28 protein-coding genes are annotated in these 26,105 nt (G+C 59.0%); 20 read left to right on the forward strand and 8 right to left on the reverse strand.

Features of this window, described 5'->3' with window-relative positions:
- The first annotated feature begins 5 nt into the window (after positions 1–5).
- Positions 6–974 (forward strand): type II secretion system F family protein, encoded by a 969-nt coding sequence (locus KRR23_RS15345; RefSeq protein ID WP_019689319.1) that lies wholly within the window; start codon positions 6–8, stop codon positions 972–974.
- A gap of 361 nt (positions 975–1,335) precedes the next feature.
- Here the strand turns inward: KRR23_RS15345 and KRR23_RS15350 are convergent, their stop codons facing one another.
- The 3 genes from KRR23_RS15350 to KRR23_RS15360 all read right to left on the reverse strand — a co-directional run bounded on the left by KRR23_RS15350 (position 1,336) and on the right by KRR23_RS15360 (position 3,688).
- Positions 1,336–1,599: a DUF3613 domain-containing protein gene (locus tag KRR23_RS15350; protein ID WP_019689321.1), complete on the reverse strand. Its 264-nt coding sequence runs from the start codon at positions 1,597–1,599 to the stop codon at positions 1,336–1,338.
- Between the two features lie 2 nt (positions 1,600–1,601).
- Positions 1,602–2,339, reverse strand: a complete 738-nt coding sequence (locus KRR23_RS15355) for a lipopolysaccharide assembly protein LapB (RefSeq protein ID WP_019689322.1) — start codon at positions 2,337–2,339, stop codon at positions 1,602–1,604.
- 107 nt (positions 2,340–2,446) lie between these two features.
- Positions 2,447–3,688, reverse strand: a complete 1,242-nt coding sequence (locus tag KRR23_RS15360) for a type II and III secretion system protein family protein (protein WP_019689323.1) — start codon at positions 3,686–3,688, stop codon at positions 2,447–2,449.
- A 476-nt stretch (positions 3,689–4,164) separates the two neighbouring features.
- Here KRR23_RS15360 and KRR23_RS15365 point away from each other — a divergent pair, with 476 nt between their 5' ends.
- The 7 genes from KRR23_RS15365 to KRR23_RS15395 all read left to right on the forward strand — a co-directional run bounded on the left by KRR23_RS15365 (position 4,165) and on the right by KRR23_RS15395 (position 10,070).
- Positions 4,165–4,638 (forward strand): TadE/TadG family type IV pilus assembly protein, encoded by a 474-nt coding sequence (locus tag KRR23_RS15365; protein WP_019689324.1) that lies wholly within the window; start codon positions 4,165–4,167, stop codon positions 4,636–4,638.
- 118 nt (positions 4,639–4,756) lie between these two features.
- On the forward strand, positions 4,757–5,200 hold the full coding sequence (locus KRR23_RS29430) for a TadE/TadG family type IV pilus assembly protein (RefSeq protein ID WP_367880657.1): 444 nt from the start codon (positions 4,757–4,759) through the stop codon (positions 5,198–5,200).
- Positions 5,197–6,573: a vWA domain-containing protein gene (locus tag KRR23_RS15375; protein WP_216743201.1), complete on the forward strand. Its 1,377-nt coding sequence runs from the start codon at positions 5,197–5,199 to the stop codon at positions 6,571–6,573. The genes KRR23_RS29430 and KRR23_RS15375 overlap by 4 nt, the downstream gene beginning before the upstream one ends.
- Positions 6,574–6,929: 356 nt before the next feature.
- The gene (locus tag KRR23_RS15380) at positions 6,930–7,709 is read left to right on the forward strand and encodes a transporter substrate-binding domain-containing protein (protein WP_019689327.1); all 780 of its coding nucleotides are present in this window, start codon (positions 6,930–6,932) and stop codon (positions 7,707–7,709) included.
- 57 nt (positions 7,710–7,766) lie between these two features.
- Positions 7,767–8,495 (forward strand): ABC transporter permease, encoded by a 729-nt coding sequence (locus KRR23_RS15385; RefSeq protein WP_103317704.1) that lies wholly within the window; start codon positions 7,767–7,769, stop codon positions 8,493–8,495.
- On the forward strand, positions 8,492–9,202 hold the full coding sequence (locus KRR23_RS15390) for an ABC transporter permease (protein WP_019689329.1): 711 nt from the start codon (positions 8,492–8,494) through the stop codon (positions 9,200–9,202). The genes KRR23_RS15385 and KRR23_RS15390 overlap by 4 nt, the downstream gene beginning before the upstream one ends.
- Positions 9,203–9,305: 103 nt before the next feature.
- Positions 9,306–10,070 (forward strand): ABC transporter ATP-binding protein, encoded by a 765-nt coding sequence (locus KRR23_RS15395; protein ID WP_216743202.1) that lies wholly within the window; start codon positions 9,306–9,308, stop codon positions 10,068–10,070.
- A 108-nt stretch (positions 10,071–10,178) separates the two neighbouring features.
- Here KRR23_RS15395 and KRR23_RS15400 read toward each other — a convergent pair whose 3' ends face one another.
- A complete protein-coding gene (locus tag KRR23_RS15400) occupies positions 10,179–10,577 on the reverse strand; it encodes a PA2817 family protein (protein WP_054593369.1) in 399 nt (132 codons plus the stop codon).
- A gap of 95 nt (positions 10,578–10,672) precedes the next feature.
- Positions 10,673–13,120, reverse strand: coding sequence for an acyl-CoA dehydrogenase (locus KRR23_RS15405; RefSeq protein WP_216743203.1), 2,448 nt, complete (start codon positions 13,118–13,120; stop codon positions 10,673–10,675).
- Positions 13,121–13,370: 250 nt separating this feature from the next.
- Between KRR23_RS15405 and KRR23_RS15410 the strand changes: the two genes are divergently transcribed.
- The 4 genes from KRR23_RS15410 to KRR23_RS15425 all read left to right on the forward strand — a co-directional run bounded on the left by KRR23_RS15410 (position 13,371) and on the right by KRR23_RS15425 (position 16,539).
- Complete coding sequence (locus KRR23_RS15410; RefSeq protein WP_216743204.1) at positions 13,371–14,030, forward strand: transglutaminase family protein; 660 nt, start codon at positions 13,371–13,373, stop codon at positions 14,028–14,030.
- Between the two features lie 43 nt (positions 14,031–14,073).
- Positions 14,074–14,697, forward strand: coding sequence for a glutathione S-transferase family protein (locus tag KRR23_RS15415; protein ID WP_216743205.1), 624 nt, complete (start codon positions 14,074–14,076; stop codon positions 14,695–14,697).
- A 133-nt stretch (positions 14,698–14,830) separates the two neighbouring features.
- Positions 14,831–15,763: an ABC transporter ATP-binding protein gene (locus tag KRR23_RS15420; RefSeq protein WP_216743206.1), complete on the forward strand. Its 933-nt coding sequence runs from the start codon at positions 14,831–14,833 to the stop codon at positions 15,761–15,763.
- Positions 15,760–16,539, forward strand: a complete 780-nt coding sequence (locus tag KRR23_RS15425) for an ABC transporter permease (RefSeq protein WP_216743207.1) — start codon at positions 15,760–15,762, stop codon at positions 16,537–16,539. Before KRR23_RS15420 ends, KRR23_RS15425 begins: the two co-directional genes overlap by 4 nt.
- Positions 16,540–16,773: 234 nt before the next feature.
- On the opposite strand, the gene KRR23_RS15430 is transcribed toward KRR23_RS15425, so the two are convergent.
- From KRR23_RS15430 to KRR23_RS15440, 3 genes are all read right to left on the reverse strand, one after another.
- Positions 16,774–17,148: a DUF6124 family protein gene (locus KRR23_RS15430; protein ID WP_145022253.1), complete on the reverse strand. Its 375-nt coding sequence runs from the start codon at positions 17,146–17,148 to the stop codon at positions 16,774–16,776.
- A gap of 734 nt (positions 17,149–17,882) precedes the next feature.
- A complete protein-coding gene (locus tag KRR23_RS15435) occupies positions 17,883–18,593 on the reverse strand; it encodes a hypothetical protein (RefSeq protein ID WP_216743208.1) in 711 nt (236 codons plus the stop codon).
- On the reverse strand, positions 18,563–19,078 hold the full coding sequence (locus KRR23_RS15440) for a DUF2062 domain-containing protein (RefSeq protein WP_216743209.1): 516 nt from the start codon (positions 19,076–19,078) through the stop codon (positions 18,563–18,565). The genes KRR23_RS15435 and KRR23_RS15440 overlap by 31 nt, the downstream gene beginning before the upstream one ends.
- A gap of 135 nt (positions 19,079–19,213) precedes the next feature.
- Here KRR23_RS15440 and KRR23_RS15445 point away from each other — a divergent pair, with 135 nt between their 5' ends.
- From KRR23_RS15445 to murB, 8 genes are all read left to right on the forward strand, one after another.
- The gene (locus tag KRR23_RS15445; protein WP_216743210.1) at positions 19,214–21,448 is read left to right on the forward strand and encodes a DNA internalization-related competence protein ComEC/Rec2; all 2,235 of its coding nucleotides are present in this window, start codon (positions 19,214–19,216) and stop codon (positions 21,446–21,448) included.
- A 110-nt stretch (positions 21,449–21,558) separates the two neighbouring features.
- On the forward strand, positions 21,559–22,194 hold the full coding sequence (locus tag KRR23_RS15450) for a MotA/TolQ/ExbB proton channel family protein (RefSeq protein ID WP_019689340.1): 636 nt from the start codon (positions 21,559–21,561) through the stop codon (positions 22,192–22,194).
- Positions 22,191–22,619 carry a biopolymer transporter ExbD gene (locus KRR23_RS15455; RefSeq protein WP_216743211.1) on the forward strand — a complete coding sequence of 143 codons (429 nt, stop codon included), beginning with the start codon at positions 22,191–22,193 and terminating at the stop codon, positions 22,617–22,619. Before KRR23_RS15450 ends, KRR23_RS15455 begins: the two co-directional genes overlap by 4 nt.
- Entirely contained in the window at positions 22,619–23,629 is a 1,011-nt protein-coding gene (gene lpxK, locus KRR23_RS15460; protein WP_216743212.1) for a tetraacyldisaccharide 4'-kinase, read from the forward strand. The genes KRR23_RS15455 and lpxK overlap by 1 nt, the downstream gene beginning before the upstream one ends.
- 24 nt (positions 23,630–23,653) lie before the next feature.
- Positions 23,654–23,839, forward strand: coding sequence for a Trm112 family protein (locus tag KRR23_RS15465; RefSeq protein ID WP_003174668.1), 186 nt, complete (start codon positions 23,654–23,656; stop codon positions 23,837–23,839).
- A complete protein-coding gene (gene kdsB, locus KRR23_RS15470) occupies positions 23,836–24,600 on the forward strand; it encodes a 3-deoxy-manno-octulosonate cytidylyltransferase (protein ID WP_216743213.1) in 765 nt (254 codons plus the stop codon). Before KRR23_RS15465 ends, kdsB begins: the two co-directional genes overlap by 4 nt.
- Complete coding sequence (locus KRR23_RS15475) at positions 24,600–25,064, forward strand: low molecular weight protein-tyrosine-phosphatase (RefSeq protein ID WP_216743214.1); 465 nt, start codon at positions 24,600–24,602, stop codon at positions 25,062–25,064. Before kdsB ends, KRR23_RS15475 begins: the two co-directional genes overlap by 1 nt.
- On the forward strand, positions 25,061–26,080 hold the full coding sequence (gene murB / locus KRR23_RS15480) for a UDP-N-acetylmuramate dehydrogenase (protein ID WP_216743215.1): 1,020 nt from the start codon (positions 25,061–25,063) through the stop codon (positions 26,078–26,080). The genes KRR23_RS15475 and murB overlap by 4 nt, the downstream gene beginning before the upstream one ends.
- Positions 26,081–26,105: the final 25 nt, after the last annotated feature.

Here is a 26,105-nt window from a genome sequence, read left to right on the forward strand (position 1 = left end):
TTGTGATGGACTATCTGCTAAGCCTGCTCGACAGTGTCGTGAATAATGAGCGCCTGGCGCGCCTGCTGTTCGTGGGTGGCATCGGCCTGAGCACGGTGCTGGTTGTCATTACCCTGCTATTGCTGGTGCAGGGGCTGCAGGACCCCTTCAAGCGCCGTCTTGTGATGATCAAACGTAGCCAAGGTGGGACAGCCCAGGGGCAAGAGCCGCCCAGTAATCTGCAGTTGATGCTGGAACAGGTGGGCCAACGCTTTGGTTCAGTCGCGCAAGGGCAGAGCTCTGCAGTCAGAACCCTGCTGATACATGCGGGCTATCGTTCGGCGAAGGCGGTGCAGATGTACTGGGCAGTTCGCTTGCTGATGCCGCTGATTCTGGTGGGCGTTACGCTACTGGCTCTGTCGCTGATTCCCAAGCTGTCTCTGAGCATGGGCCTTTTGTTGCTGGTCCTGGCAGTCGGTGTTGGCTGGCTGGCACCGGCCCTCTATGTCGACAAGCGCAAGCAGGCCCGGATGAGTCGGCTGCTCGTCGCCTTCCCGGATGCCCTTGATCTGATGGTGGTGTGTGTGGAGTCCGGTCTGGCCTTGCCTCAGGCCATCGAGCGGGTGGCTGACGAGATGGCTGTCAGCCAGGCAGAGCTTGCCCTGGAACTGGCGCTGGTCAACTCTGAAATCCGCGCCGGTATTCCCAGTACCGAAGCGCTCAAACACCTGGCCGAACGCACCGGCCTGGAAGATATTCGAGGATTGGTCAGCTTGCTGGCGCAGAGCATCCGCTTCGGCACCAGTGTTGGCGCCACGCTGCGTATCTATGCCGAGGAGTTTCGCGACCGGCGTACCCAGTTTGCCGAAGAGAAAGCAGCCAAAGTCGGCACCAAGCTGGTATTCCCGCTGATCTTCTGCCTGTGGCCAAGTTTCTTCCTGGTCGCCATAGGGCCCGCACTCATCGGTGTGTTTAAAGCATTCAACATGCTGTGACAAGGCAGGGGCGCTAGGTAAGGACATCCTGACATCCTGGGTAGAGGCTTCAGGATGTCAGCGCGAGGAATAAGCCAGGCAAACTCGAGTCAATGGATGATCGCCGTCGAGCTCTTCGACACCAACGCTGAAGCGTTGGACGTTCCTTCCAGTCAGCAGCTGTTGTCGTACTCTGCGCCATCCAAACCCTCTCGTCGTCGACGCTCTGTCGAACCAAGGCATGCCCAGCCAGGTCATGCTGACGACCTGCATAACGACAGGCATGAGTGCACCCGGCTGCTGCTGGCCTTATAACCAGGCAGCTCCGGGGGAAGAGATGAAAAAGCGTCGTCGCCAGCTCTGTTACACGTTATGTTGCGAGCTACTGCTGCGGTTGCTGGCCCGAGGTGTCTTTGTAGTACTCGGGAATCGGATGCCTGTAGTTGTCCAGCCAGCGCTGCAGCGCTAATTCCCGCTCGCCGGCCTTGGCCGATTGCAGGGTGGGCGAAGCCGCCTGCCCACCACTCTGCAACACTAGCCAGATTTCGGTTCCCTGCTGTTGCGGGGAGGCCGGACCGGGTTCTATGGCGTGTGCTGCGAGCGGGAAAAGCAATACTCCCAAGCAGCTGAGTAGGTTCGGTTTCATCACTACCTCTGCGTTGTTGGTTTGTTGATAGTGGGTTGTGCCTGATCTTGTATGGCCGCTACCCGTTCACCGGGCGCCGGCCCCTTGCCCGTACTCTTGAGCTTCTGTGCGCGTGTCCGAGCATCGCTGACTTGCTCAGGGCTCAAGCCGGCACGGTTGACCAGCTCTGCCGCCTGCTTCCAGTTGTCCTGATAAATCAGCAAGGTCACCAGGTTGAGCGCTGCCAGTTGATTGGACTGTTTCAACTCCATGGCCGTGATGAACTCGAAACGTGCCTCTTCGAGTCGCAACTGCTTGAGGTAGACCACGCCCAGGTCGTTGCGGATTTTCTCGTCTGTGGGTGACATCCGTGCCGCCCGCTCCAGATAAGTCAGCGCCTGTTCGTTATTGTTGCGCGCTGCCGCCAATTGCCCCAGGCCGTGTTCGCCTTCAGCGGCCAGGCAAGTACCGAGCAGGCTTTTGTACAGCGGCTCGGCCTCGTTACGGCCCAGCATGCGGTAGACCTTGGCCTTGCGTAGACGCACGGCCTCCAGTTTGTCCGGCAGGCTTTGCAGATTGGCCAGGCTGGCGTGCAGCTTGCCGTCATTGATCATGTCGTCCGCCAGGTTCAACGACAGTTCCTGATCGGAACCCGGCTTGGAGCAGCTTCCCTGGCTTGACAGCGAAGACCAGGAGTCCCCATTGTTGGTGGCGCAGCCGCCGAGCATCAGTAGCCCTAAACCAGCAATCAATGCTTTCATGTTCCACCCCTGGAAAGCGTTCAAGGCCCGCAGGTCGACAAGGTCACGACTCAGCGGTGTGGTTGTGCATTTCCCCGCAAAAGCCTGACAGAAGCTCTGGTTCCGGTTCATTGCGATAACCCGCTGCGACGGTCGAAGTCGCCGTTTTCCAGGAAATACATACGGAACCAGTTCGGGTCGTAATTGCGCAGTTGCTCGCCGGGCAATGACGGCAACTGGGCATTGGCCGCCAGTGGTTGCACCAGGTGCGGGGTCACGACCATCAGCAACTCGCGTTCTTCGCGATTGATCGTGGAGTCGCGGAAAAATGCGCCGAGGATCGGAATATCTCCCAGGCCAGGCAACTTGCTGACCGACGAAATGTTCTTGCTACTGATCAGGCCGCTGATCACAAAACTCTCACCGTCTGCCAGGGAAATACTGGTGTCGGTACGCCGTATTGTCAGTGCCGGTACGATCGTGCCAGCGATGGACACGCCGTTGGTGAAGTCGAGTTCACTGACTTCCGGCGCCACCTTCAAGGTAATACGCTGGCGACCGATCACAGTCGGGGTCAGGGTCAGACGGATGCCGAACTCCTTGTACTCGATGGAAAAATTATTACTGCCACTGCTGGGCACCGGGACTGGCACCTCGCCACCGGCCAGGAAGCTCGCACTTTGCCCGCTCAGCGCCACCAGGCTTGGACGCGCCAGGGTGTAGGCAAAACCACTGTTTTCCAGGGCGTTGATCAGCCCCAATACCTTGCCGCCGCCAAAGCCGATATTGAAACTGCCATTATTGAGCGGGATATTGGTGATGGTGTTACCCAGTTGACCGGGTGCCACCGTCACCCCGGGCACCGTGCCCGGAGAGCCGAACAGAAAACTGCCGCCTTTGCCGAAGATCGAGGTACTGGCCTCTTTCAATTTGGTGCGGCTGACTTCCACGAAGCGAATATCGGTCTGCACCTGACTCGGCAACAGCGGATCTTCCGAAGGCAGCACTGATGAGCCTGCCACGGCCGTAACGGCTTTGCCGCGCACGAACACCATGCTCTGGCGAGGCGCGCTGGAACATCCCGTCCAGATCATCAGGCTGGTCGCACCGGGCGCCATGCCGGTCAGCAGGAACGCATCATTGCCGTTGAGATGCACATCGGCGACTTTGGGGTCGCCCACCGCCAGCCGCGTGATTGCCACGGGGGAGCGCATGGCTTGCTGCATGCCTTCGCCCACTTCGACCACTGCCGGCATCTGCTCCAATCCCGTACAGCCGCTCGGCGCCGCCAGCGCCGCCCCCGAAGGCAAGCCTGCGATCATCAAAGCCCACGTCACTCGCTTGAACACCTGCACGGAATTACTGTTCATTCACGACTTCCTTGCTGAATGGGAAAGTTCACTCGCAGACCTGGCTGTCACAGATCACTTGGGCAACCGTTCTGGTCAGCGCGTTCGCCCGAGTTTGTCATCTGTATCATCCCTCGATCTTTCCTGGTGTGGGATGACCCCGTACCGGCCCCAAGTAGCTATTTCTCTATTTCGCTGTTTCGTTATCTGACGGTAGCGCATAAAGCCCTAAATGCCATTACTCAGGAAAAAACCTTCAACGACTGACACCCCATCAGCAATCCGCGAACGCGGGCTGCCGCAAAAAAGTTTTAGTGATCGGCAAAAAAGTCCTAACCCCCTCTGTTGCCCGTTGGCTAGGGTTCAGACAAGCAGTTCATGAAGCAAACGCCCTGATTAGGGAGTCGTTGATGAACAATGATTCCGTGCAGATGTTCAGGCGAATAGCGTGGGCGAGTGAAGTTTTTCACGGCGGACAGTGACGCCGGGGAGGGGACATGATGAGTGCCAAGCGCGAAACCGGTACGACGATTGTGGAGTTCACACTTGTACTCCCGTTGCTGCTGATGCTCCTCTTTGGGATTTTCCAGTTTGGCTGGCTGTTCTTCAACTACGCCGTGCTAACAAGTGCCGCGTCGACGGGGGCACGTCTATTGGCCACCCAGCGTGGTTATGCCACCCCGTACTCGGACACTAAAAACGCGGTACTGGCGGCGGCGGGAATCATCGCGCCTTTAGCAAGCCTGAATAAGACGTTGACGATCAACGTGTCCGTGAATGGAGCGTCGTGCCAGAGCGACGCCACCTGCGCCACCGCTCTGGGCACGGCCAGTCAGGCCCCGGCTACCGGCACACAAGCCAGTATTACTCTTACTTACCTGTTCGCTCCGATACTGGGTGGCTCATTAGGCAGCCTCGCGTTAGTCGTGCCCTCGAGCTTGAATGCGACAATGTCGGAGCTTGTGCAATAGCCGGCAATCCTTGAGTCGCCACACGGGGCCACACCTGGCAAAAACGGTGTGACGTTTGTGCCATGAAGGCATCGGTGACGAACACCATGCCACGTTGGGGACGATCATGATGCGAAAAATGCAAAAAGGCGTAGCGGCCGTCGAGTTCTCCCTCGTGGCCCCATTGCTCGTTCTATTGCTCTTCTGTCTGGCGGAGTTTGGCTGGTTGCTCGTTAACACCGTGATGGTCATGAATGTCGCGTCGTCAGGCGCGCGCTTCTTCGCCAGCCAGCGCGGGACAACCACCCCCTACACGGACACCAGAACGCAGATCCAGAAATCGGCGGCCTACTTGACCGTAGCGAATCTGTCGTACTCGACTTCCGTGGGAAACGCCTCATGCAGCGCTGACGCTACTTGCGCGACCGGCCTGAACAATGCAGTGCTGAATGGGGCGGTCACTAATGCCACGGTCACGGTGACGTACTCCCCTTATAAGCCCCTATTCGTAGGGTCTTTTCCCGGTGTTACGAACCTGCTCCCTTCATCGCTGAGCTTCACAGTCGTAGAGCGAACGCAGTGAACACTCCTTATCAAATTCCTCAACTCAAGGAGTACACCATCATGTCAAGAATGTCTGACCGGCAGCAGACCATGGGCCACCAACGTGGCTCCGTTGTTATCCTGGTCGCTATCTCGATGGCCGTCCTGCTGGGATTTGTCGCCCTGAGCGTTGATGCGGGCTACGTTCTCTACAATCAGAAGCGCCTGCAGGCCGCTACTGATGCCGCCGCGCTGGCCGGAGCCGCCGACCTTTGGAACTTTCCGTTTGCAACGGCGCAAACGAATGCCAAAACGTACTCCGCGCACCTCGCCGCACAGGGGAACAACCCGTTTCCTTCCGGCGTCACGGTGTCGCCGGCCACCATCACAGGTCTGCAATTGGTAAATGCCCAGTTGCCCGCAGCCGGAGCAGTGTCGAAATTCAATGGTATCCAGGTAGTCCAGCAAGCGACGGTGCCGCTCTACTTTTCTCAGGTATTTGGTATCGCTTCAATGCAAATTACCGCTTCCTCGAAGGCTGCAGCCGGCGGCGGAGCCGTGCCCACCAAATACAATGTCATTATTTTGCTCGACACCACAGGATCGATGAATACCACCGACACTAATTGCCTGGGGGCCAATGGAAAGGCAATGACTCGACTCCAATGTGCCCAGCAGGCGGCACTCACACTCATAAGCAACTTGACCAACGCTGGTGACAACGTTGGCTTGATGACCTACCCGCCGCTCGCAGCAAGTACCAACTTTTCATGCGGCTCGAAGCAATCTATAGCCAGCAGTTACTCGGCGGTGGCGCCGGGATTTGTTACGAGCGGCGCCACCTATCAAGTCTCCGGGCTCAGTTCCGGCTTTCTCAAAAACGGCCAGGTCAACACGACTTCAAGCATCGCGCAGGCGCTAGGGGTAGGTGGCTGCGGCGGCATCCAGGCCATTGGCGGTTTAGGCACGTATTTCACCCAGGCGATTTCTTCCGCGCAGGCAGCCTTGCTGAACATGTCACAAGGGCAGTCGCCGCCCGGGCAAGACGTGATCGTCCTGATGAGCGACGGCGATGCATCTTCATCACAAGCTCAACTCGGCAACACCTACAAAAGCCAATATGGAACGGAATGCAAGGCGGCCGTTACGGCAGCCAATACCGTCAAGCAGACCAGTACGCTGATCTATAGCGTGGCCTATATCGGTGGCGGTTCCACTTCGGCGCCGTGCAGCGACGGTAGTAGCGATTTGACGCCTTGCAACACGATGCAGCAGATCGCCTCAGGCCCCTCCTATTTTTTCTCTGACACTTGCCCGAACGCAGCCGGGGGGAGCGTCAACCTGAATACAGCCTTCAAAACCATCTCATACGCGCTGACGAAACCGCGGCTGATCCCGCCCAATGCGCTGTAACGTTTGAAGACGGCATTGCCTGCACTCAACCCGCGAGGCTGTCCCACTGCGGGTTGTTTCCACACGAAATATGCCTTCTAAGATTGTTACCGGATGCACCGACACGACGCAAAATGTGGCCCCGGTAACATTCATGAGCGCGGCTCGATAATCCTCGAGCATTTTCTAGTCATTCCAAAAGCCCCGTTCCAGAGGCTTTCCTGTCGCTTCTAAAAGCTTTCTTCATCTGCCGTTCAGCGAGTTGGCTGGTTGATTGCATATGCTTGTATGTACAAGTAAATGTGTGTGCGTAGAAGTCCTCGGTTACAACACCCATGCGCCACAAGCGCCCGTAATGGTTTTAGGAATTGATAATAATGAAAAGAACATTGCTGACCCTTTCTGCTTTGACCTTGTGCATGGCCGCAGGCGTAGCCACGGCCAAAGAGTACAAAGAGCTGCGTTTTGGCGTTGATCCTTCTTACGCACCGTTCGAGTCCAAAGCGGCTGACGGCAGCCTGGTGGGCTTCGATATCGATGTGGGCAACGCGATCTGCGCCGAGCTGAAGGTCAAGTGCAAATGGGTCGAGAGCGATTTTGACGGCACGATTCCAGGCCTGAAGGCCAACAAGTTCGACGGCGTGATCTCTTCCATGACCGTGACTCCGGCCCGTGAGAAAGTCATCGACTTCTCCAGCGAGCTGTTCTCCGGCCCGACCGCTCTGGTCTACAAGAAAGGCTCCAGCGTTTCTGACGTAGCCTCGCTCAAGGGTAAAAAAGTCGGCTACGAGCAAGGCACCATTCAGGAAGCCTACGCCAAGGCCGTACTGGACAAAGCCGGGGTAGAAACCAAGGCCTACGCCAACCAGGACCAGGTTTACGCGGACTTGATGTCCGGTCGCCTCGACGCCACGATCCAGGACATGCTGCAAGCCAAGCTGAGCTTTTTGAAGTCGCCGCAAGGGGCTGATTACGAGGTCAGCCAGCCGATCGACAGCGAGTTGTTGCCCGCTAAAACAGCGGTGGGTATCGCCAAAGGCAACACCGAGCTCAAGGCCCTTCTCGATAAAGGCATCAAGGCGATCCACGATGACGGCACCTACGACTCGATCCAGAAGAAACACTTCGGTGATCTGAGTCTCTACAGCGGCAAGTAAGGCCCCGGTGCCCGTCCTCGGGACGGGCGCTTTTTTATCGCGATAGGTTCCTGAATTATGTTCGAAGCACTTTTGCAGACACTCGGGCTCTCCGCATTCAGCTTGAAGGGGTTCGGCCCTCTGTTGCTGGAAGGCTCCTGGATGACCGTCAAGTTATCGATACTGTCGCTGCTGTTGAGCGTTCTGCTCGGCCTGATCGGCGCCAGTGCCAAACTGTCCAGCGTCAAACTGTTGCGGATTCCGGCCCAGCTCTACACCACGCTGATTCGCGGCGTGCCGGACCTGGTGCTGATGCTGCTGATTTTCTACAGCCTGCAAACCTGGTTGACCAGTTTCACCGAGGCGCTGGGCTGGGAATACATCGAGATCAATCCGTTCGCCGCCGGGATCATCACTCTGGGTTTCATCTACGGCGCGTACTTCACCGAGACCTTTCGCGGCGCGATCCTCGCTGTGCCCCGCGGACAGATGGAAGCCGCCACGGCCTACGGCTTGAGCCGTGCCCAGCGCTTTCGCTTCGTGGTGTTCCCGCAAATGATGCGCTTCGCCCTGCCGGGCATCGGCAATAACTGGATGGTGATCCTCAAGGCCACCGCACTGGTGTCGATCATCGGCCTGGCGGACCTGGTCAAGGCCGCTCAGGACGCCGGTAAAAGCTCCTATCAACTGTTCTTTTTTCTGGTGTTGGCAGCGCTGATCTATCTGGTGATTACCAGCGCGTCGAACTATGTCCTGCGCTGGCTCGAACGGCATTACGCGGCAGGTTCCCGGGAGGCGGTACGATGATCGAATTACTGCAGGATTACTGGAAGCCTTTCCTCTACAGCGACGGTTACCACATCACCGGCCTGGCCATGACGCTGTGGCTGCTCAGCGCCTCGATCTTCATCGGTTTCCTGGTGTCGGTTCCACTGTCCATTGCCCGGGTTTCCAACAAACTTTACGTACGCTGGCCGGTGCAGTTCTACACCTACCTGTTTCGCGGCACGCCGCTGTATATCCAGTTGCTGATTTGCTACACCGGGATCTACAGCCTGGCCGCGGTCCGCGCGCAACCGGTGCTCGACGCGTTCTTTCGCGATGCGATGAACTGCACCATCCTCGCCTTTGCCCTGAACACTTGCGCCTACACCACGGAGATTTTTGCCGGGGCGATTCGCAGCATGAACCACGGTGAAGTCGAAGCCGCCAAAGCCTACGGTCTGACGGGCTGGAAGCTCTATGCCTACGTGATCATGCCGTCGGCCCTGCGTCGCTCGTTGCCGTACTACAGCAACGAAGTGATCCTGATGCTGCACTCGACCACCGTGGCCTTCACCGCCACCGTCCCGGACATTTTGAAAGTGGCGCGGGATGCCAACTCGGCGACCTTTTTGACCTTTCAGTCGTTCGGTATTACCGCGCTGATCTACCTGTTGGTGACCTTTGCGCTGGTCGGACTGTTCCGCATTGCCGAACGTCGCTGGCTGGCTTTTCTGGGCCCGGCTCACTAGGACTTAGCGCTCTGTACGGCCGCTCATCAGGCCACGGGCTTTGTCGCCGCTTGCGACGTCTACGCAGCGGCGACCCATTTTCCCTTAGAGGATGCTTGCGCACATGTACAAATTGACTGTTGAAGAACTACACAAGAGTTACGGTAGCCACGAAGTGCTCAAGGGCGTTTCCCTGAAAGCCAAAACCGGTGACGTGATCAGCCTGATCGGTGCCAGCGGCTCGGGCAAAAGCACCTTTTTGCGCTGCATCAACTTTCTCGAAACGCCCAACGACGGCGCAATGAGCCTGGACGGCAAGCAGATCCGGATGGTCAAAGACCACCATGGCATGCACGTGGCCGACGATGCCGAGCTGCAACGACTGCGCACCCGGCTGGCGATGGTGTTCCAGCACTTCAACCTGTGGGGCCACATGACTGTGCTGGAAAACATCACCATGGCCCCGCGCCGGGTGCTGGGTGTCAACAAGAAAGACGCGGAAGATCGCGCCCGGCGTTATCTGGACAAGGTCGGCCTGCCGGCTCGTGTGGCGGATCAGTACCCGGCGTTCCTCTCGGGCGGTCAGCAGCAGCGGGTGGCGATTGCCCGCGCACTGGCGATGGAGCCGGAAGTCATGCTGTTTGACGAACCGACCTCGGCGCTGGACCCGGAACTGGTGGGCGAAGTGCTCAAAGTGATCCAGGGCCTGGCCGAAGAAGGTCGGACCATGATTATGGTGACCCACGAAATGAGCTTTGCCCGCAAAGTCTCGAATCAGGTGCTGTTCCTGCATCAGGGGCGGGTAGAGGAAGAGGGCGCGCCTGAAGACGTGCTGGGCAATCCGAAGAGCGAACGGCTGAAGCAGTTCCTCAGCGGCAACCTGAAGTAACCCCCAAAACCCTGTAGGAGCTCGCGAAGCCTGCGATCTTTTGATCTTTCCGACAAAAAAAGGCCCGCATGTTTAACCATGCGGGCCTTTTGTATTTCTGATCCAGGATCAGTGCTTGCTGTCCTGGTTCGACAGGGCCAGTAGTTGTTTTTCCTGATTCCAGTCGAACGGTTCGTCGTTCTGTTCGGCTTCGTAACGACGTTCTTCCAGCGCCTGATACAGGGCGATTTCATCATCAGGCATGTAATGCAGGCAGTCGCCGGCGAAATACCACAACAGGTCGCGAGGGACCAGGTGGGCAATTTGCGGATAACGGGTGATGACCTGACAAATAATGTCCTGACCCAGGTATTGGCTTTCGATCGGATCGATTGGCAGCGACGCACGCAATTCGTCGAAGCGCTCCAGGAACAAGGCATGACTTTCGTCTGGAACCTGCTCGGCTTCACCGACAGCGACCAGGATACTGCGCAGGAGGTCGAGCTGGACGAGAATTTGGTCGAGCATAACGGGAGTCCTCTAGATCAAAAGCAAAACGGGCGCCGGAGTATATAGCTCCAGCGCCCGCTTTTCATCATTGACCCGCCGGACGAGCCACCGCGTTAGCGGGTCTTGCCCTTCGCCAGTTCAAGTTGCTCCTTGGAAAAGTCATCGACGTCGATCACTTTGCGCCGCGCGGCTTCGGCCTCATGCAAGGTATGTGCTTCTGCGGCTTGCAGCACGCCGACCTCCAGGGCGGCATCGATGACGTGCTCCCCGGCACCCGGTTTGAACTGCCCGTTCTTGAGCGCAAAGTGCATTTTTTTCTGTAGCGGTTGTGCGGCGCTCAGCAAGTTGCAGGCATGTTGGAGGGCACCAACCGGGTCATCGACCGATTGCGGCCGGTAACATCCCCCCAGCAGCTCTTCGAGCGTCGGATCGCCTTTGGCCCGGCCAATCACCGCTGCCACTTCGGCACCGAGTTTGTCCGACGGCCCTTTGTGACGGCGACCGAACGGGAACACGATGACTCGCATCAGGCAACCCAGGACCTTGCTCGGGAAGTTGCTCAGCAGTTCATCCAGCGCCCGTTCCGACTGGCCGAGACTCTCTTCCATGGCCCAGGTAAACAGCGGGGCCATGTGCTCGGGTGAATCGAGGTCGTGGTAACGCTTGAGGGCGGCGGAGGCCAGGTACAGGTTGCTCAGTACATCGCCGAGCCGGGCCGACAGACGCTCGCGACGTTTCAGTTCACCGCCCAGCAACATCATGCTCAGGTCTGCGAGCAGGGCGAATGCCGCGGCCTGACGGTTGAGGGCGCGGAAGTAGCGCTGGCTGAGTTTGTCTCCAGGTACCTGTTCGAAATGTCCGAACCCGAGGTTCAGTACCAACGTGCTGGCGGCGTTGCTCACAGCGAAACCGATGTGCTTGAGCAGCAGGCCGTCGAACTCCTTCAGTGCCTGGTCCTTGTCTTCACGGCCGGCGAGGGCCATTTCCTTGAGCACGAACGGATGGCAACGGATCGCGCCTTGACCAAATATCATCAGGTTGCGCGAAAGGATGTTCGCGCCTTCCACCGTGATGAAGATCGGCGCGCCTTGCCAACTGCGCCCGAGGTAATTATTGGGCCCCATGATGATCGCCTTGCCACCGTGCACATCCATCGCGTGGCTGATGCACTCACGACCGCGTTCGGTGAGGTGATACTTGAGAATCGCCGAGAGCACCGAAGGTTTCTCGCCGAGATCCACCGCGTTGGCGGTGAGCATCCGCGCGGCGTCCATCATCCAGGCGTTGCCGCCGATGCGTGCCAGCGCTTCCTGAATTCCTTCGAAGGCCGACAGCGGCACGTTGAACTGCTCGCGAACCTGAGCGTATTGACCGGTCACCAGGCTGGTGAACTTGGCGGCGCCGGTGCCGACTGCCGGCAGCGAAATCGAACGCCCGACCGATAGGCAATTCATCAGCATCATCCAGCCTTTGCCGAGCATCTCCTGGCCGCCGATGAGGAAGTCCAACGGCACGAACACGTCCTTGCCGCAGTTTGGGCCATTCATGAACGCGGCGCCGAGGGGCAAGTGGCGTCGACCGATGTCCACACCGGCGGTGTCGGTCGGGATCAACGCGAGGCTGATGCCAAGGTCTTCCTCGTCCCCCAGCAGATGATCCGGGTCATAGGCCTTGAACGCCAGGCCGAGCAGGGTGGCGACCGGGCCCAGGGTGATGTAGCGTTTTTCCCAGTTCAGCCGCAGACCCAGGACTTCCTGACCTTCCCATTCACCTTTGCAAATCACCCCGGTGTCGGGCATAGCGCCCGCATCGGAGCCGGCCAGCGGGCCGGTCAACGCGAAACACGGGATGTCGTCGCCACGCGCCAGGCGGGGCAGGTAATGGTTGCGTTGTTCATCGGTGCCGTAATGCAGCAACAGTTCGGCCGGGCCGAGGGAATTGGGCACCATCACCGTCGATGCCAGGTCGCCGCTGCGGGTGGCCAGTTTCATCGCCACTTGTGAGTGGGCGTAGGCGGAAAACCCCTTGCCGCCGAACTCCTTGGGGATGATCAGGGCAAAAAAACCATTCTGCTTGATGTGCGTCCAGGCCTCGGCCGGCAGGTCCATCGCCTGGCCGATCTGCCAGTCGCTGACCATGGCGCAGAGCTCTTCGGTCGGGCCGTCGATGAACGCCTGTTCTTCTTCGCTCAACTGCGCTTTGGGATAGGACAGCAGTTTGTTCCAGTCCGGACGCCCGCTGAACAGCTCGCCATCCCACCAGACGGTGCCGGCATCGATGGCGTCGCGTTCGGTTTGCGACATCGGCGGCAAGGTTTTCTGGAACCAGTTGAACAACGGGGCACTGAAATATTTGCGCCGCAGCTCGGGCAGCAGCAGTGGCGCCGCGACGACGGCCAGCACGATCCAGAAAATCAGCAGCAGCCAGCCTCGAGCGTGGCTGAAGATTCCCATCGCCAGCAGATAGACCGCCACGATACCCAGGGCGGGCAGGGGCGCGATGCGGCGGTGAGCCAGCCAGGCAATCCCGACCACCAGAACCAGTATCCACAACAACAGCATATTCAATCCTCCGTGAAGCCAGGGTCAAAACCACCTTCAGAGCTTAGACGGCATCTGCAAAACAGGGTGGTCAGAGCGATGTGTTTGAAATCGTGGGAAACAGCGGTGAATTTCGTGAGTGATAGCGCTGGCGGACGCTGTAAAAAAAGCTCCGCTGAGCGTGCGACAAGCTCTGATGTTTGGCCGAAACGTCGTTATCTCTGTGCTGGGTCAGCCGATAAACTCGTGGCTTCCCCAGGAGATTGTTCTCATGCACGAATACCTGAGCCCCGGTCGCTTCATCGATAGTGACCACCCGGCGGTGGTGGAGTTCGCTGAACAGCATCGCGGCAACAGCCGTGATCCGGTCAAGCAGGCGGTGAGTCTGTATTACGCCGTGCGTGAAGCGGTGCGCTACAACCCCTACACCTTCAGTCGTGATCCCGCGACCTTGCGCGGCAGTTATGCACTGGCCACCGGCGAGAGCTACTGCGTACCCAAAGCCACCTTGCTGGCGGGTTGCGCGCGGCACTGTGGAATAGCGGCGCGGATCGGGTTGGCGGATGTGCGCAATCACCTGTCGACCCCGCGCTTGATCGAGTTGCTCAAGAGTGACGTGTTCGCCATGCACGGTTACACCGAGTTGTATTTGCAGGGGCGCTGGGTCAAGGCCACACCGGCGTTCAACCAGAAACTCTGTGAGCTGTTCGATGTGCCGGCGCTGGAATTCGACGGGATCAATGACAGTGTGTTTCACCCGTTCAATCGCCAGGGGCAGCAGTCGATGGAGTACCTGGTGGATCACGGCCAGTTCGCCGATGTACCCGATGCGTTCTTCTTCGAGTACCTGGAAAAACTCTACCCACACTTATTCAACGATCAGTCGCCGGCAGTGCTCGGTGACATGCAGAGCGATTTGAGTCGCACCTGATCCGGCGTAGACTGCCTCGGCATTCATCCATCGAGGAGCGGTCATGCTGAAGATCTGGGGTCGGAAAAATTCGTCGAATGTCAGAAAGGCACTGTGGTGCGCCGAAGAACTCGGGCTGACCTACGAAACGCAGGATGCGGGCGGGGCTTTTGGTGGGGTCGACACACCGGAATACCGGGCGATGAACCCCAATGGCCGCATCCCGGTGATCGAAGACGACGGTTTTGTGCTGTGGGAATCCAATACCATCGTGCGTTACCTGGCCGCCCGTCACGCTGCTGATTCAAACTGGTACCCGGCCGATGTGCAGGCCCGGGCGAATGCGGAAAAGTGGATGGACTGGACCACTTCGTCGTTTGCCGAACCTTTTCGCCAGGTGTTCTGGGGCGTATTGCGCACCCCGGTAGATCAGCAGGATTGGGTGGCGATCAACGCGGCGCAGAAAACCTGCGAGAAATTGCTGTCGATGGTCGATCAGGCATTGGCGCAGCAGCCTTATTTGTCCGGCGACGAGATCGGCGCGGGTGATATTCCGTTGGGCAGTTTTATCTATGCCTGGTTCGAGATGCCCATCGAGCGAGCGCCAATGCCCCATCTGCAAGCCTGGTATGCGCGACTGAAGCAACGTCCGGCTTATCAAAAAGCCGTCATGACCGCGTTGACTTAATACTGACTATCAACACACTTGACTGTACTTGTGCGGCGTCGCCAAGCACCATTGCGTTCATGCGCCGCGGTTGCATGGCTCGCCGCCCGCTCTTATTTATTCCTGACTTCCCTTCTTGGTGCGTAAATCCGATATGAGTTCTGCTCTGTCCATCCGGCAGCTAACCAAAACCTACGGCAACGGTTTCCAGGCCTTGAGTGGTATCGATCTGGATGTCGCCGAAGGTGACTTTTTCGCCTTGCTCGGCCCCAACGGCGCCGGCAAATCCACGACCATCGGCATCCTCTCGACCCTGGTGAACAAGACCAGCGGAACGGTGAATATCTTTGGCCACGACCTGGACCGCGACCCGGCGGGGCTCAAGCGCTGCATCGGCGTGGTGCCGCAGGAATTCAATTTCAACCAGTTCGAAAAGACCTTCGACATAGTCGTGACTCAGGCCGGTTACTACGGTATCCCGCCCAAAATCGCCAAGGAACGCGCTGAGCAATACCTGACTCAGCTCGGCCTGTGGGACAAGCGCGATGTGCCGTCACGCTCACTGTCGGGCGGCATGAAGCGGCGGCTGATGATCGCGCGCGCATTGGTGCATGAACCGCGCCTGCTGATCCTCGACGAACCGACTGCCGGCGTGGACATCGAACTGCGTCGCTCGATGTGGACCTTCCTCACCGAGCTGAACCAGAAAGGCATCACCATCATCCTCACCACGCATTACCTGGAAGAGGCTGAGCAGCTGTGCCGCAACATCGGCATCATCGACCACGGCACCATCGTCGAAAACACCAGCATGCGTAACCTGCTCAGCCAGCTGCATGTCGAGACGTTCCTGCTGGATCTGAAGAACGACATGACGGTGGCGCCGCAGTTGATCGGCTATCCGACTCGTCTGGTCGATAGCCACACCCTGGAAGTCCAGGTCGACAAGGCCGTCGGCATCACCGCGTTGTTCGGTCAGTTGGCCGCGCAGCACATCGAAGTGCTGAGCCTGCGCAACAAAACCAATCGCCTCGAGGAGTTGTTCGTGTCTCTGGTGGAGAAAAATCTGGCGAAGGTGGCCGTATGAGTTCCGAACTGAAACCCAACCTCGTTGCGCTCAATACCATTGTTTATCGTGAGGTCCGGCGTTTTACCCGGATCTGGCCGCAGACCCTGCTGCCGCCGGCCATCACCATGGTTCTGTACTTTGTGATCTTCGGTAATCTGATTGGCCGGCAAATCGGTGATATGGGTGGCTTCACCTATATGGAATACATCGTGCCGGGTCTGATCATGATGTCGGTGATCACCAACGCCTACGGCAACGTGGTCTCGAGCTTCTTCGGCAGCAAATTCCAGCGCTCCATCGAGGAGCTGATGGTTTCACCGGTTTCGCCGCACACCATTCTGATCGGCTACACCGTGGGCGGGGTACTGCGTGGCCTGGCGGTGGGGGTGATCGTGACGCTGCTTTCGCTGTTCTTCACTCACCTGCAAGTGCACCATTTGGGGATTACCCTGCTGGTGGTGCTGCTGACGGCAACGATCTTTTCGCTGCTGGGTTTCATCAACGCGGTGTTTGCGCGCAACTTCGACGACATTTCGATTATCCCGACGTTCGTGCTGACACCGTTGACCTACCTGGGCGGGGTGTTCTATTCGATCACCTTGCTGCCACCGTTCTGGCAGACCGTGTCGCTGGCCAACCCGGTGCTGCACATGGTCAACGCTTTCCGCTACGGTATCCTCGGCGTTTCGGACATCAAGATCAGTATCGCCATTACCTTCATGCTGGTGGCAACCGTGGTGCTGTACATCGGTTGCGCGCGGTTGCTGGTTAGCGGACGCGGAATGCGCACCTAACCTGCGGCAAGCTCGATCCTTGTGGGAGCGAGCTTGCTCGCGAAGGCGTCATTGCTGGCACTGCAAAAAATGCGTACTACATAAAAAAACGGCCTCCCGAGTGGAGGCCTTTTTTTTGATCGTTCCCATGCTCTGCGTGGGAATGCCTCTAGGGACGCTACGCGTCCAGTGACGCGGAGCGTCACGGGCTGCATTCCCACGCGGGAGCGTGGGAACGATCAGCGTGTTGGCGTGCTACTGCGGTGAGTCCGGTGGATCGAGGTGATCAAGCGCCCGATTCACCGCCAACTCGGCCAGAGAAATCATCTGCTGAATCGCCAGCGCGGTATTGCGCTTGGGGCCTTCAAGCTCAAACGCCAGATCGCTGGCCATGACATTGACCGAGGCCAGGGTCTCGCAGGCATGGGCCAGCAGGGTTTCGCTGTCGACGTCGGGGGCAATGACGAAAATACAGCCGGGGCGTCGGTCGGCTAACAATTGCTTGGTCTCGGGTAGCACCAGGTAATGATCGAGCGCACGGTGTGCGGCGGCGTGGAGTTCTTTTGAGTCGAGGGAGGCGTAGGGGGAAACCGGATCGGTTTCGGGCGGATTCGGTGTGGCTTTGAACATTGTCGTAATTTCCTCTTTGGAGCTACCACCGATTCGCTGCTAAACGAGAGGGTGGCGGCTGTACGCAGGTTAGCAGACCGGGAGGAATCACGAAAAACCGGCGCGCCCGAGGGCGCCCTGCGCACAGCCACCATAGCGTTCAGGGATAGGGAATACCTGAATTTCTGGAGTGCAGTGCACCTACGTGAAACCTCCGAGCTGCTAAACCCGATCACTGATTGGCAGTGACACGGAAACAATAGAGGCGAGGACCAAAGCGCACAAGCCGGCGGATTCTGGCGCAGGTGTAGTCCGTGACGCAAGGCACTGTAGCCTCCGATGGGCACAGCGTAGGCAAGCTTAAACACCCGTCGTAGCAGCTGCCGAGCCCGCGAGGCTGCGTTAGAGGCGGGCCGCGTTCGGACGAAGTCCTCGCCAACCCTGCGTATGCGGTTTACCTGAAAGAACGTGTTGCATGATTTTACGACCGCTGCGTCCGGATGCGGCCCAGACCGAACGCAGCCTCGCAAGCTCGACAGCTGCTACAGGGGGCGGCACTGTAATTGGCTATTTAATCGTTCCCACGCGCCCAAAGGAATGCCTCTAGGAATGCTCCGCGTCCAGTGACGCGGAGCGTCACGGGCAGCAACCGTGGTGTTGTACATCGGTTGCGCGTGGTTGTTGGTGAGCGGGCGTGGGATGCGTACTTAAATGATGATGCCCGCTCCGTTGGAAGCGGGCAGTTTTGCATCGTTTCAGGATTTGTTGGATGAAACCAGTGACAAATCAACGTCATCTAATTGAAATGAGCCGCGAGTCGTAAAAGTGATTGCCAGGGTCGTAGTATCCGACTCAAGCGTAAAAACATAGTCAAATGTCTCATTTTCCTGGAAATAGATTAAGGAGGGGGTGGTGTTGGAGATTTTCACAGCTGCAGGCGTTTGGTAAAAATCCTTGGCGGTGAACTTCAAATTCAGCTTTACACCCTTTTTTAAACTCAGGCCTGTGATTTGTTGGGTCAATTCAGCGTGTTCATTGGGAACAGTGGTAACGATTTCTGCAAGGTCATCGAAGAATCTGACCGTTGGCTTATATTCCCAGTCCTTGGACCCGGCCGTGAAGTCACCATTTTTGATCAAGTTTTCAGTTGTCTGTTGCACCGTGTTCATGTCGTATTCCCTGTAGTGTTTGCCAAGTGATTTGACTTGTGGGATCGCGACCTTAGTGGTGGCAGATGTGAATGCCTTGCGAGTTCCACAAAGGCGCGGCTGCCGGATGATTGGGCGCTGAAGACGGTTCGGTTGGCTACTGTCAGAAATTACAGGTTGGGGCATAAGCCGACGGGTGGTAATGCGAGAGCGTGTGGCGGCGGGAGGTAGTTCTGCCCATTTGCTTGAAAATACAAACGGCACTTGAAAGTGCCGTTTTTGCATTTCTAAATCCGACTTTGCCTGCGCCGCTTCCATTGTCGACCCACCCACCAGCGCCAGTAGGTCATGGTCAGGCAGTAGGCCAACGCGCCGAGCACCAGGCCAGTCACCACCGAGCCCAGCAGAAACGGTTGCCAAAGAGTCGACAGCTCACCGCTGATCCATTCCCAGGTCAGCTCGTTCGGCAGGCTGCGGGCGGGGACATCCATCAGCCAGGCGCCGGTCTGATAGGTGCAGTAAAACACCACGGGCATGGTGATCGGGTTGGTCAGCCAGACCAGGCTCACCGCGATCGGAATATTGCCTCGCAGCCAAATGGCGAGCATTGCCGCCACCAGCATTTGCAACGGAATCGGTAGAAATGCGGCGAACACCCCGATGGCCATGGCGCGCGCAACCGAATGCCGATTGAGGTGCCAGAGGTTCGGGTCATGCAGCAGCGTGCCGAGAAAGCGTAAGGATTTGTGTTCCCGGATGCGGGTCGGGTCTGGCATGTAACGTTTGAATAAGCGCCGGGGCATAAGGCTTCTCGGTCGGTTCAAGCGGCAAGTATGCCCGGATTCTACGGAGTGCCAGTTCAGACTTTGTGACAATTAATAAATGCGGACTTTGGTAACTCGGCTAATCCAAGAGGAGGGACTCTCAAGGACAGGCTAATGCGCACAGGGATGTTGGCGCTTGCGCTCGGTCTGTTGGCCTTGCGTTTTTTACCGGTGTTGCCACCGGTCTGGTTACTGCTGTTGCTGCCCATACTGGCATTGATGCTGTTGCCATTTCGCACGTATCCACTGGCGTTTTTTCTGTTCGGTTTCAGCTGGGCGTGTGCCAGTGCGCACTGGGCTTTGGCAGATCGTTTGGCGCCGGACCTCGACGGGCAAACCCGCTGGGTCGAAGGACGAGTCGTCGGCTTGCCGCAGAACGCGCAAGGCGTGGTGCGTTTCGAGTTGGCCGATAGCGAGTCGCGGCGCACCCGATTGCCGGGTTTGATGCGGTTGGCCTGGTACGACGGTCCGACCGTCAACAGCGGCGAGCGCTGGCGACTGGCGGTGAAATTGAAGCGCCCCACAGGCCTGCTCAATCCGCAGGCCTTTGATTACGACGCCTGGCTGTTGGCGCAACGCATCGGCGCCACGGGAAGCGTCAAGGACGGGCAGTTGCTCCGGCCTGCACAAGGGGCCTGGCGTGATGCTGTTCGCCAGCGTTTGCTGGCGGTCGATGCGCAAGGGCGAGAGGGGGCATTGGCGGCGCTGGTGCTCGGCGACGGCTCTGGATTGAGCAGCGAAGACTGGCGCGTGTTGCAAGACACCGGCACCGTGCATTTGCTGGTGATTTCCGGGCAGCACATCGGTTTGCTGGCCGGAATGGTTTATCTACTGATTGCCGGATTGGCGCGTTATGGGTTGTGGCCACGGAGATTGCCCTGGCTGCCGTGGGCCTGCGGCATGGCATTCGCGGCGGGGCTCGGTTATGGGCTGCTGGCCGGTTTCGAGGTGCCGGTGCGCCGGGCCTGCGTGATGATTGGTCTGGTGCTGTTATGGCGCCTGCGGTTTCGTCATCTGGGTGCCTGGTGGCCTTTGCTGCTGGCGTTGAATACGGTGTTGTTGCTTGAGCCACTGGCCAGTTTGCAGGTGGGGTTCTGGTTGTCATTTGCAGCCGTGGCGGTGCTGATTTTTACCTTCGGCGGCCGCCTGGGCGCCTGGCGCTGGTGGCAAACCTGGACGCGGGCGCAATGGCTGATCGCGATTGGCTTGTGTCCGTTGCTGCTGATACTCGGTTTGCCCATCAGCCTCAGTGGCCCTTTGACTAATCTGCTGGCCGTGCCCTGGATCAGCCTGGTGGTGTTGCCCCCGGCTTTGCTCGGGACGTTGCTGTTGCCGCTGCCTTATATCGGCGAGGGGCTGTTGTGGCTCGCCGGCGGCTTGCTCGACGTGCTGTTCAACGGTCTGGCATTGGTGGCCGGGCGGATACCGGCATGGGTTGCCCCGGTGATTCCCCTTTGGGTCTGGGGGATAAGTGCGTTTGGCGCTTTTCTGCTGTTGTTGCCCAAGGGCCTGCCCATGCGGTTGTTGGGTTGGCCGATGTTGCTGTTGATGGTGTTCCCTCCACTCAGTTCCGTACCTGACGGCATGGCTGAAATCTGGCAACTGGACGTCGGCCAGGGCCTGGCCATCGTGGTCCGCACGCGTCATCACGCGTTGCTCTACGACGCCGGTCCGCGTTTCGGTGATTTCGATCTGGGCGAGCGGGTGGTGTTGCCGTCGTTGCGCAAGCTCGGTGTGCGCAAGCTGGAGGTGATGTTGATCAGTCATGCCGATGCCGATCACGCCGGCGGTGCGCGCTCGGTCGCACGCGGATTGCCGGTGGCGCAGGTGCTCAGTGGTGATCCCGAAGCGCTGCCGGCCGAGTTGCACGCGCAGGCCTGCAAGAGCGGTCAGCACTGGGAGTGGGACGGGGTGAGTTTTGCGCTCTGGCAATGGTCCGGAGCGAGTGAGAGCAACCAGAAATCCTGCGTCCTGCAGATCGAAGCCAACGGCGAGCGTCTGTTGTTGACTGGCGACATTGACGCCCGGGCCGAGCAGGCGTTGCTGGAAAGTCCGCTGGCGGTCGCGACCGACTGGCTACAGGCGCCGCATCACGGCAGTCGCAGCTCATCGTCGATGGCCTTCCTCACGGCGTTGGCACCCAAGGCCGTGTTGATTTCTCGTGGGCACGACAATTCGTTCGGTCATCCTCATCCGCAAGTGCTGGCGCGTTATCGCAAGCTGGGCATGCAGGTTTATGACAGCGCCGAGCAGGGCGCCTTGCGTTTGCGTCTGGGGGCGTTCGAGGTGCCCGAGTCACTGCGCCAGCAACCACGTTTCTGGCGTGCGCCGCCGTCTGTCAGCCAATAACCACCGGTCATCAGCGCGGCGCGCCATGCGACACACGGTCTGTGGCGTGTCGGGTCTCTCTGTCGAGTCTGTATGTTAAAGTGGCGGACTTTTTCGAGGGGACTGTCACTGTGTGGGAATTGGTCAAATCCGGCGGCTGGATGATGCTGCCGATCATTCTGAGTTCCATCGCGGCAATGGCGATCGTTGCCGAGCGTCTCTGGACCTTGCGCGCCAGCCGTGTGACCCCGGAGCATTTGCTCGGGCAGGTCTGGGTCTGGATCAAGGACAAGCAACTCAACAAGGAAAAACTCAAGGAGCTGCGCGCCAACTCACCGTTGGGCGAGATCCTCGCCGCGGGCCTGGCCAACTCCAAGCATGGTCGCGAGATCATGAAAGAGTGCATCGAAGAGGCCGCTGCCCGGGTGATCCACGAGTTGGAACGCTACATCAACGCGCTCGGCACCATCGCCGCCATGGCGCCGTTGCTCGGCCTGCTCGGCACGGTGTTGGGCATGATCGATATCTTCAGTTCGTTCATGAGCACCGGCATGACCACCAACGCAGCGGTGCTGGCCGGGGGTATTTCCAAAGCCTTGATTACCACGGCTTCGGGCCTGATCGTCGGTATCCCGTCGGTGTTCTTCCACCGGTTCCTGCAACGGCGCATCGATGAACTCGTCGTAGGCATGGAGCAGGAAGCCATCAAGCTGGTTGAAGTGGTGCAGGGCGACCGAGACGTCGATCTGGCTGAGGGCAAAGCGTGAAATTCCGCCGCAAGCAACGGGAGAACGTGGACATCAACCTCGTGTCGCTGATCGACGTGGTGTTTGTCCTGCTGTTGTTCTTCGTCGTGACCACCACCTTTACCCGGGAAACCCAGCTGCGCGTCGACCTGCCGGAAGCCGTCAGCGGGTCGCCTGCCGAAGACCAGCAGACCAAGCAAGTGGACATCGCCATCAGCGCCGACGGAGTGTTTTCGGTCAACAACCAATTGTTGCCGAAGAACGATCTGGCCAGCCTGATCGACGCCTTGAAGAAGGAGTCGAATGGTGACACCAACTCGCCGTTGTCCATTAGTGCCGATGGCAAAACCCAGCATCAGGCCGTGATCACGGCGATGGATGCCGCGGGCAAGCTGGGTTTCACCCACTTGCGCATGACCACCGTCGAGGCGGCGCCGGCACCCTGATGGCCATGTCCGATCGTTTGCTCGCCGCCTGGTACGCCGGTCATCCGGCGCTGAAACTGTTGCAGCCACTGGAGTGGTTGTACCGGCGCGTGGTCACGGCCAAGCGCGAACGGTTTCTGGCAGGCCAAGGCGAGATCTACCAGCCACCGGTGCCGCTGATCGTGGTCGGCAACATTACGGTTGGCGGAACCGGCAAGACGCCGTTGATCCTGTGGATGATCGACCACTGCCAGCGCAGCGGTCTGCGGGTTGGCGTGGTCAGTCGCGGTTATGGCGCCAAACCGCCACAACTGCCCTGGCGGGTCGAAGCCGATCAGAGCGCAGCCGTCGCTGGTGATGAACCGCTGTTGATCGTCCAGCGCACCGGCGTGCCGTTGATGATCGATCCGTATCGCAGTCGCGCCGTGCAGGCACTGCTGGCCGCCGAGCCGCTGGATCTGATTCTGTCTGACGATGGCATGCAACATTACCGTCTGGCACGCGATCTTGAGCTGGTGCTGATCGATGCCGCACGCGGGTTGGGCAATAAACGCTGCCTGCCGGCGGGGCCTCTGCGTGAGCCGGTCGAACGCCTGCAAAGCGTCGACGCGCTGCTCTACAACGGTGCCACGGCAGATCGAGACGACGGCTTTGCCTTCCAGCTGCAACCGACCGCGCTGGTCAACCTGCTGACGGGCGAGCGTCGTTCGCTTGAGCATTTCCCCGCTGGCCAGGCCTTGCACGCGGTGGCCGGAATCGGTAATCCGCAACGTTTCTTCAACACCCTTGAAACGCTACACTGGCAGCCTGTTCCACATGCTTTTGCCGACCACGCCGAATACAGCGCGGCGGGCTTGAATTTCACACCGTCGCTACCGTTGGTGATGACCGAGAAGGATGCGGTGAAATGCCGAGCCTTCGCGGCCGCCGACTGGTGGTATCTGACGGTCGATGCTGCGCCATCACCGGCCTTCGTGGCCTGGTTCGATACGCAGTTGATGCGGCTGTTGCCCGCGCGGCTTTTGCCTTAAAACGTTTTTATCCAGGGAATGCTCATGGACACCAAATTGCTCGACATCCTCGCTTGCCCGATCTGCAAAGGTCCGCTCAAGCTCAGCGCTGATAAAACCGAGCTGATCAGTAAAGGCGCCGGTCTGGCTTATCCGATTCGTGATGGCATTCCGGTGATGCTCGAAAGTGAAGCACGCACCCTGACAACAGACGAGCGTCTGGATAAATGAGCACAGCCTTCACCGTCGTGATTCCGTCGCGTTTTGCTTCTACCCGTCTGCCAGGTAAACCCCTGCAAATGATTGCCGGCAAGCCGATGATCCAGCACGTTTGGGAACAGGCGAGCAAAAGCAGCGCGCAACGGGTAGTCGTTGCTACTGACGATGCGCGCATCGTCGAGGCCTGCAAGGCGTTTGGCGCTGAAGTGGTGATGACTCGCGAGGATCACAACTCCGGCACCGATCGTCTGGCTGAAGTCGCTGCCCAACTGGGCCTGGCGCCGGACGCTATCGTGGTCAACGTGCAGGGCGATGAGCCATTGATTCCGCCAAGCGTGATCGATCAGGTCGCGGCCAACCTGGCGGCTCACACCGAAGCGCGCATGGCGACTCTGGCCGAGCCGATCGAAGACGTTGAAACCCTGTTCAACCCCAACGTGGTCAAGGTCGTCAGCGATCTGAATGGCCTGGCGCTGACGTTCAGTCGCGCAACCTTGCCGTGGGCGCGTGACGACTTCGCCAAGAGCCGCGAGCAATTGCCGGCTGGCGTTCCTTACCGTCGGCACATTGGCATTTATGCCTATCGCGCCGGTTTCCTGCATGACTTTGTCAGTTGGGGCCCGTGCTGGCTGGAAAACACCGAGTGCCTGGAGCAACTGCGCGCCCTTTGGCACGGTGTGCGGATTCACGTTGCCGATGCACTGATTGCACCGCCACCGGGTGTCGACACGGCGGAAGACCTCGAGCGCGTTCGTCGCCTGCTGGAGGCCTGATGCGGGTTCTGTTCGTCTGCCTGGGCAACATCTGCCGTTCACCCACGGCTGAAGGTGTGCTGCGACACAAACTGCGTGAAGCCGGTTTGGCCGATCAGGTCGAAGTGGCTTCTGCGGGCACCGGTGACTGGCACATCGGCAAGGCGCCGGACAAGCGCAGCCAGGCTGCTGCGCTGCGCCGTGGTTATGACCTGTCTGCGCAACGCGCCCAACAGGTCACGCGCGCCGACTTTTCCAGCTATGACCTGATCCTCGCCATGGACCACAGCAACTTGCGCAACCTCAAGGCGATGCAACCGGCCAAGGGCAGGGCGGAGCTGGATTTGTTCCTGCGTCGCTATGAGTCGAGCGTGGATGAAGTGCCGGATCCTTATTATGACGGCGATCAAGGCTTCGAGCAGGTGCTGGACCTGATCGAGCGCGCCAGCGATTTGCTGGTGATTGAATTGAAGGGACGCTTATGACTTTGCACCTGCAATCGCAGGTTTCGCTGAAGCCGTACAACAGCTTTGGCGTGGACGTGCGCGCGCAATTGTTTGCCGAAGCCCGCAGTGATGCCGATGTGCGCGAGGCGCTGGCGTATTCGGCTGCGCAGGCTGTGCCGCTGTTGGTGATTGGCGGTGGCAGCAACCTGTTATTGACCGCAGACATTGCCGCGCTGGTGCTGCGCATGGCCACCCATGGCATTCGGGTGTTGAGCGACAACGGCAGTCAGGTGGTGATCGAAGCCGAGGCTGGCGAAAGCTGGCACCCGTTTGTGCAATGGACACTGGCGCAGGGCCTGTCTGGCCTTGAGAACCTTAGCCTGATCCCTGGCACCGTCGGTGCCGCGCCGATGCAGAACATCGGGGCCTATGGGGTCGAGATCAAAGATGTGTTCGCCGGTCTGACCGCGCTGGACCGCCAGACCGGCGAGCTGCGCGATTTCACGCTGGCCGAGTGCAACTTTGCCTACCGCGACAGCCTGTTCAAGCAGCAGGTCGGTCGCTGGCTGATCCTGCGGGTACGTTTTGCCCTGAACCGCGTCGAGCATTTGCATCTGGAATACGGCCCGGTTCGTCAGCGCCTGACCGAGCAAGGCATCGATCATCCCACCGCGACCGATGTCAGCCAGGCGATTTGCAGCATTCGCAATGAGAAACTCCCTGACCCGGCGGTGCTCGGTAATGCCGGCAGCTTTTTCAAGAACCCGCAGGTATCGGCAGCTCTGGCGGCACAAATTCGCCTTGAGCATCCGGGCCTGGTCGGTTATCCACAAGCGGATGGCCGAGTGAAGCTGGCGGCCGGCTGGTTGATTGAGCAGGCGGGCTGGAAAGGCTTCCGTGATGGCGACGCCGGTGTGCATCGTTTGCAGTCGTTGGTGCTGGTCAACTACGGCACCGCCACCGGGCTTGAGCTGCTTAACCTGGCACAGCGGATCCAGAGAGACATCGCCGAGCGCTTCAATGTCGAGCTGGAAATGGAGCCGAATCAGTATTGAGCTACGCTTGATCGCTGAATCCAGA

Source organism: Pseudomonas sp. CVAP#3, from assembly GCF_018986375.1.
Classification (GTDB): domain Bacteria; phylum Pseudomonadota; class Gammaproteobacteria; order Pseudomonadales; family Pseudomonadaceae; genus Aquipseudomonas; species Aquipseudomonas helvetica.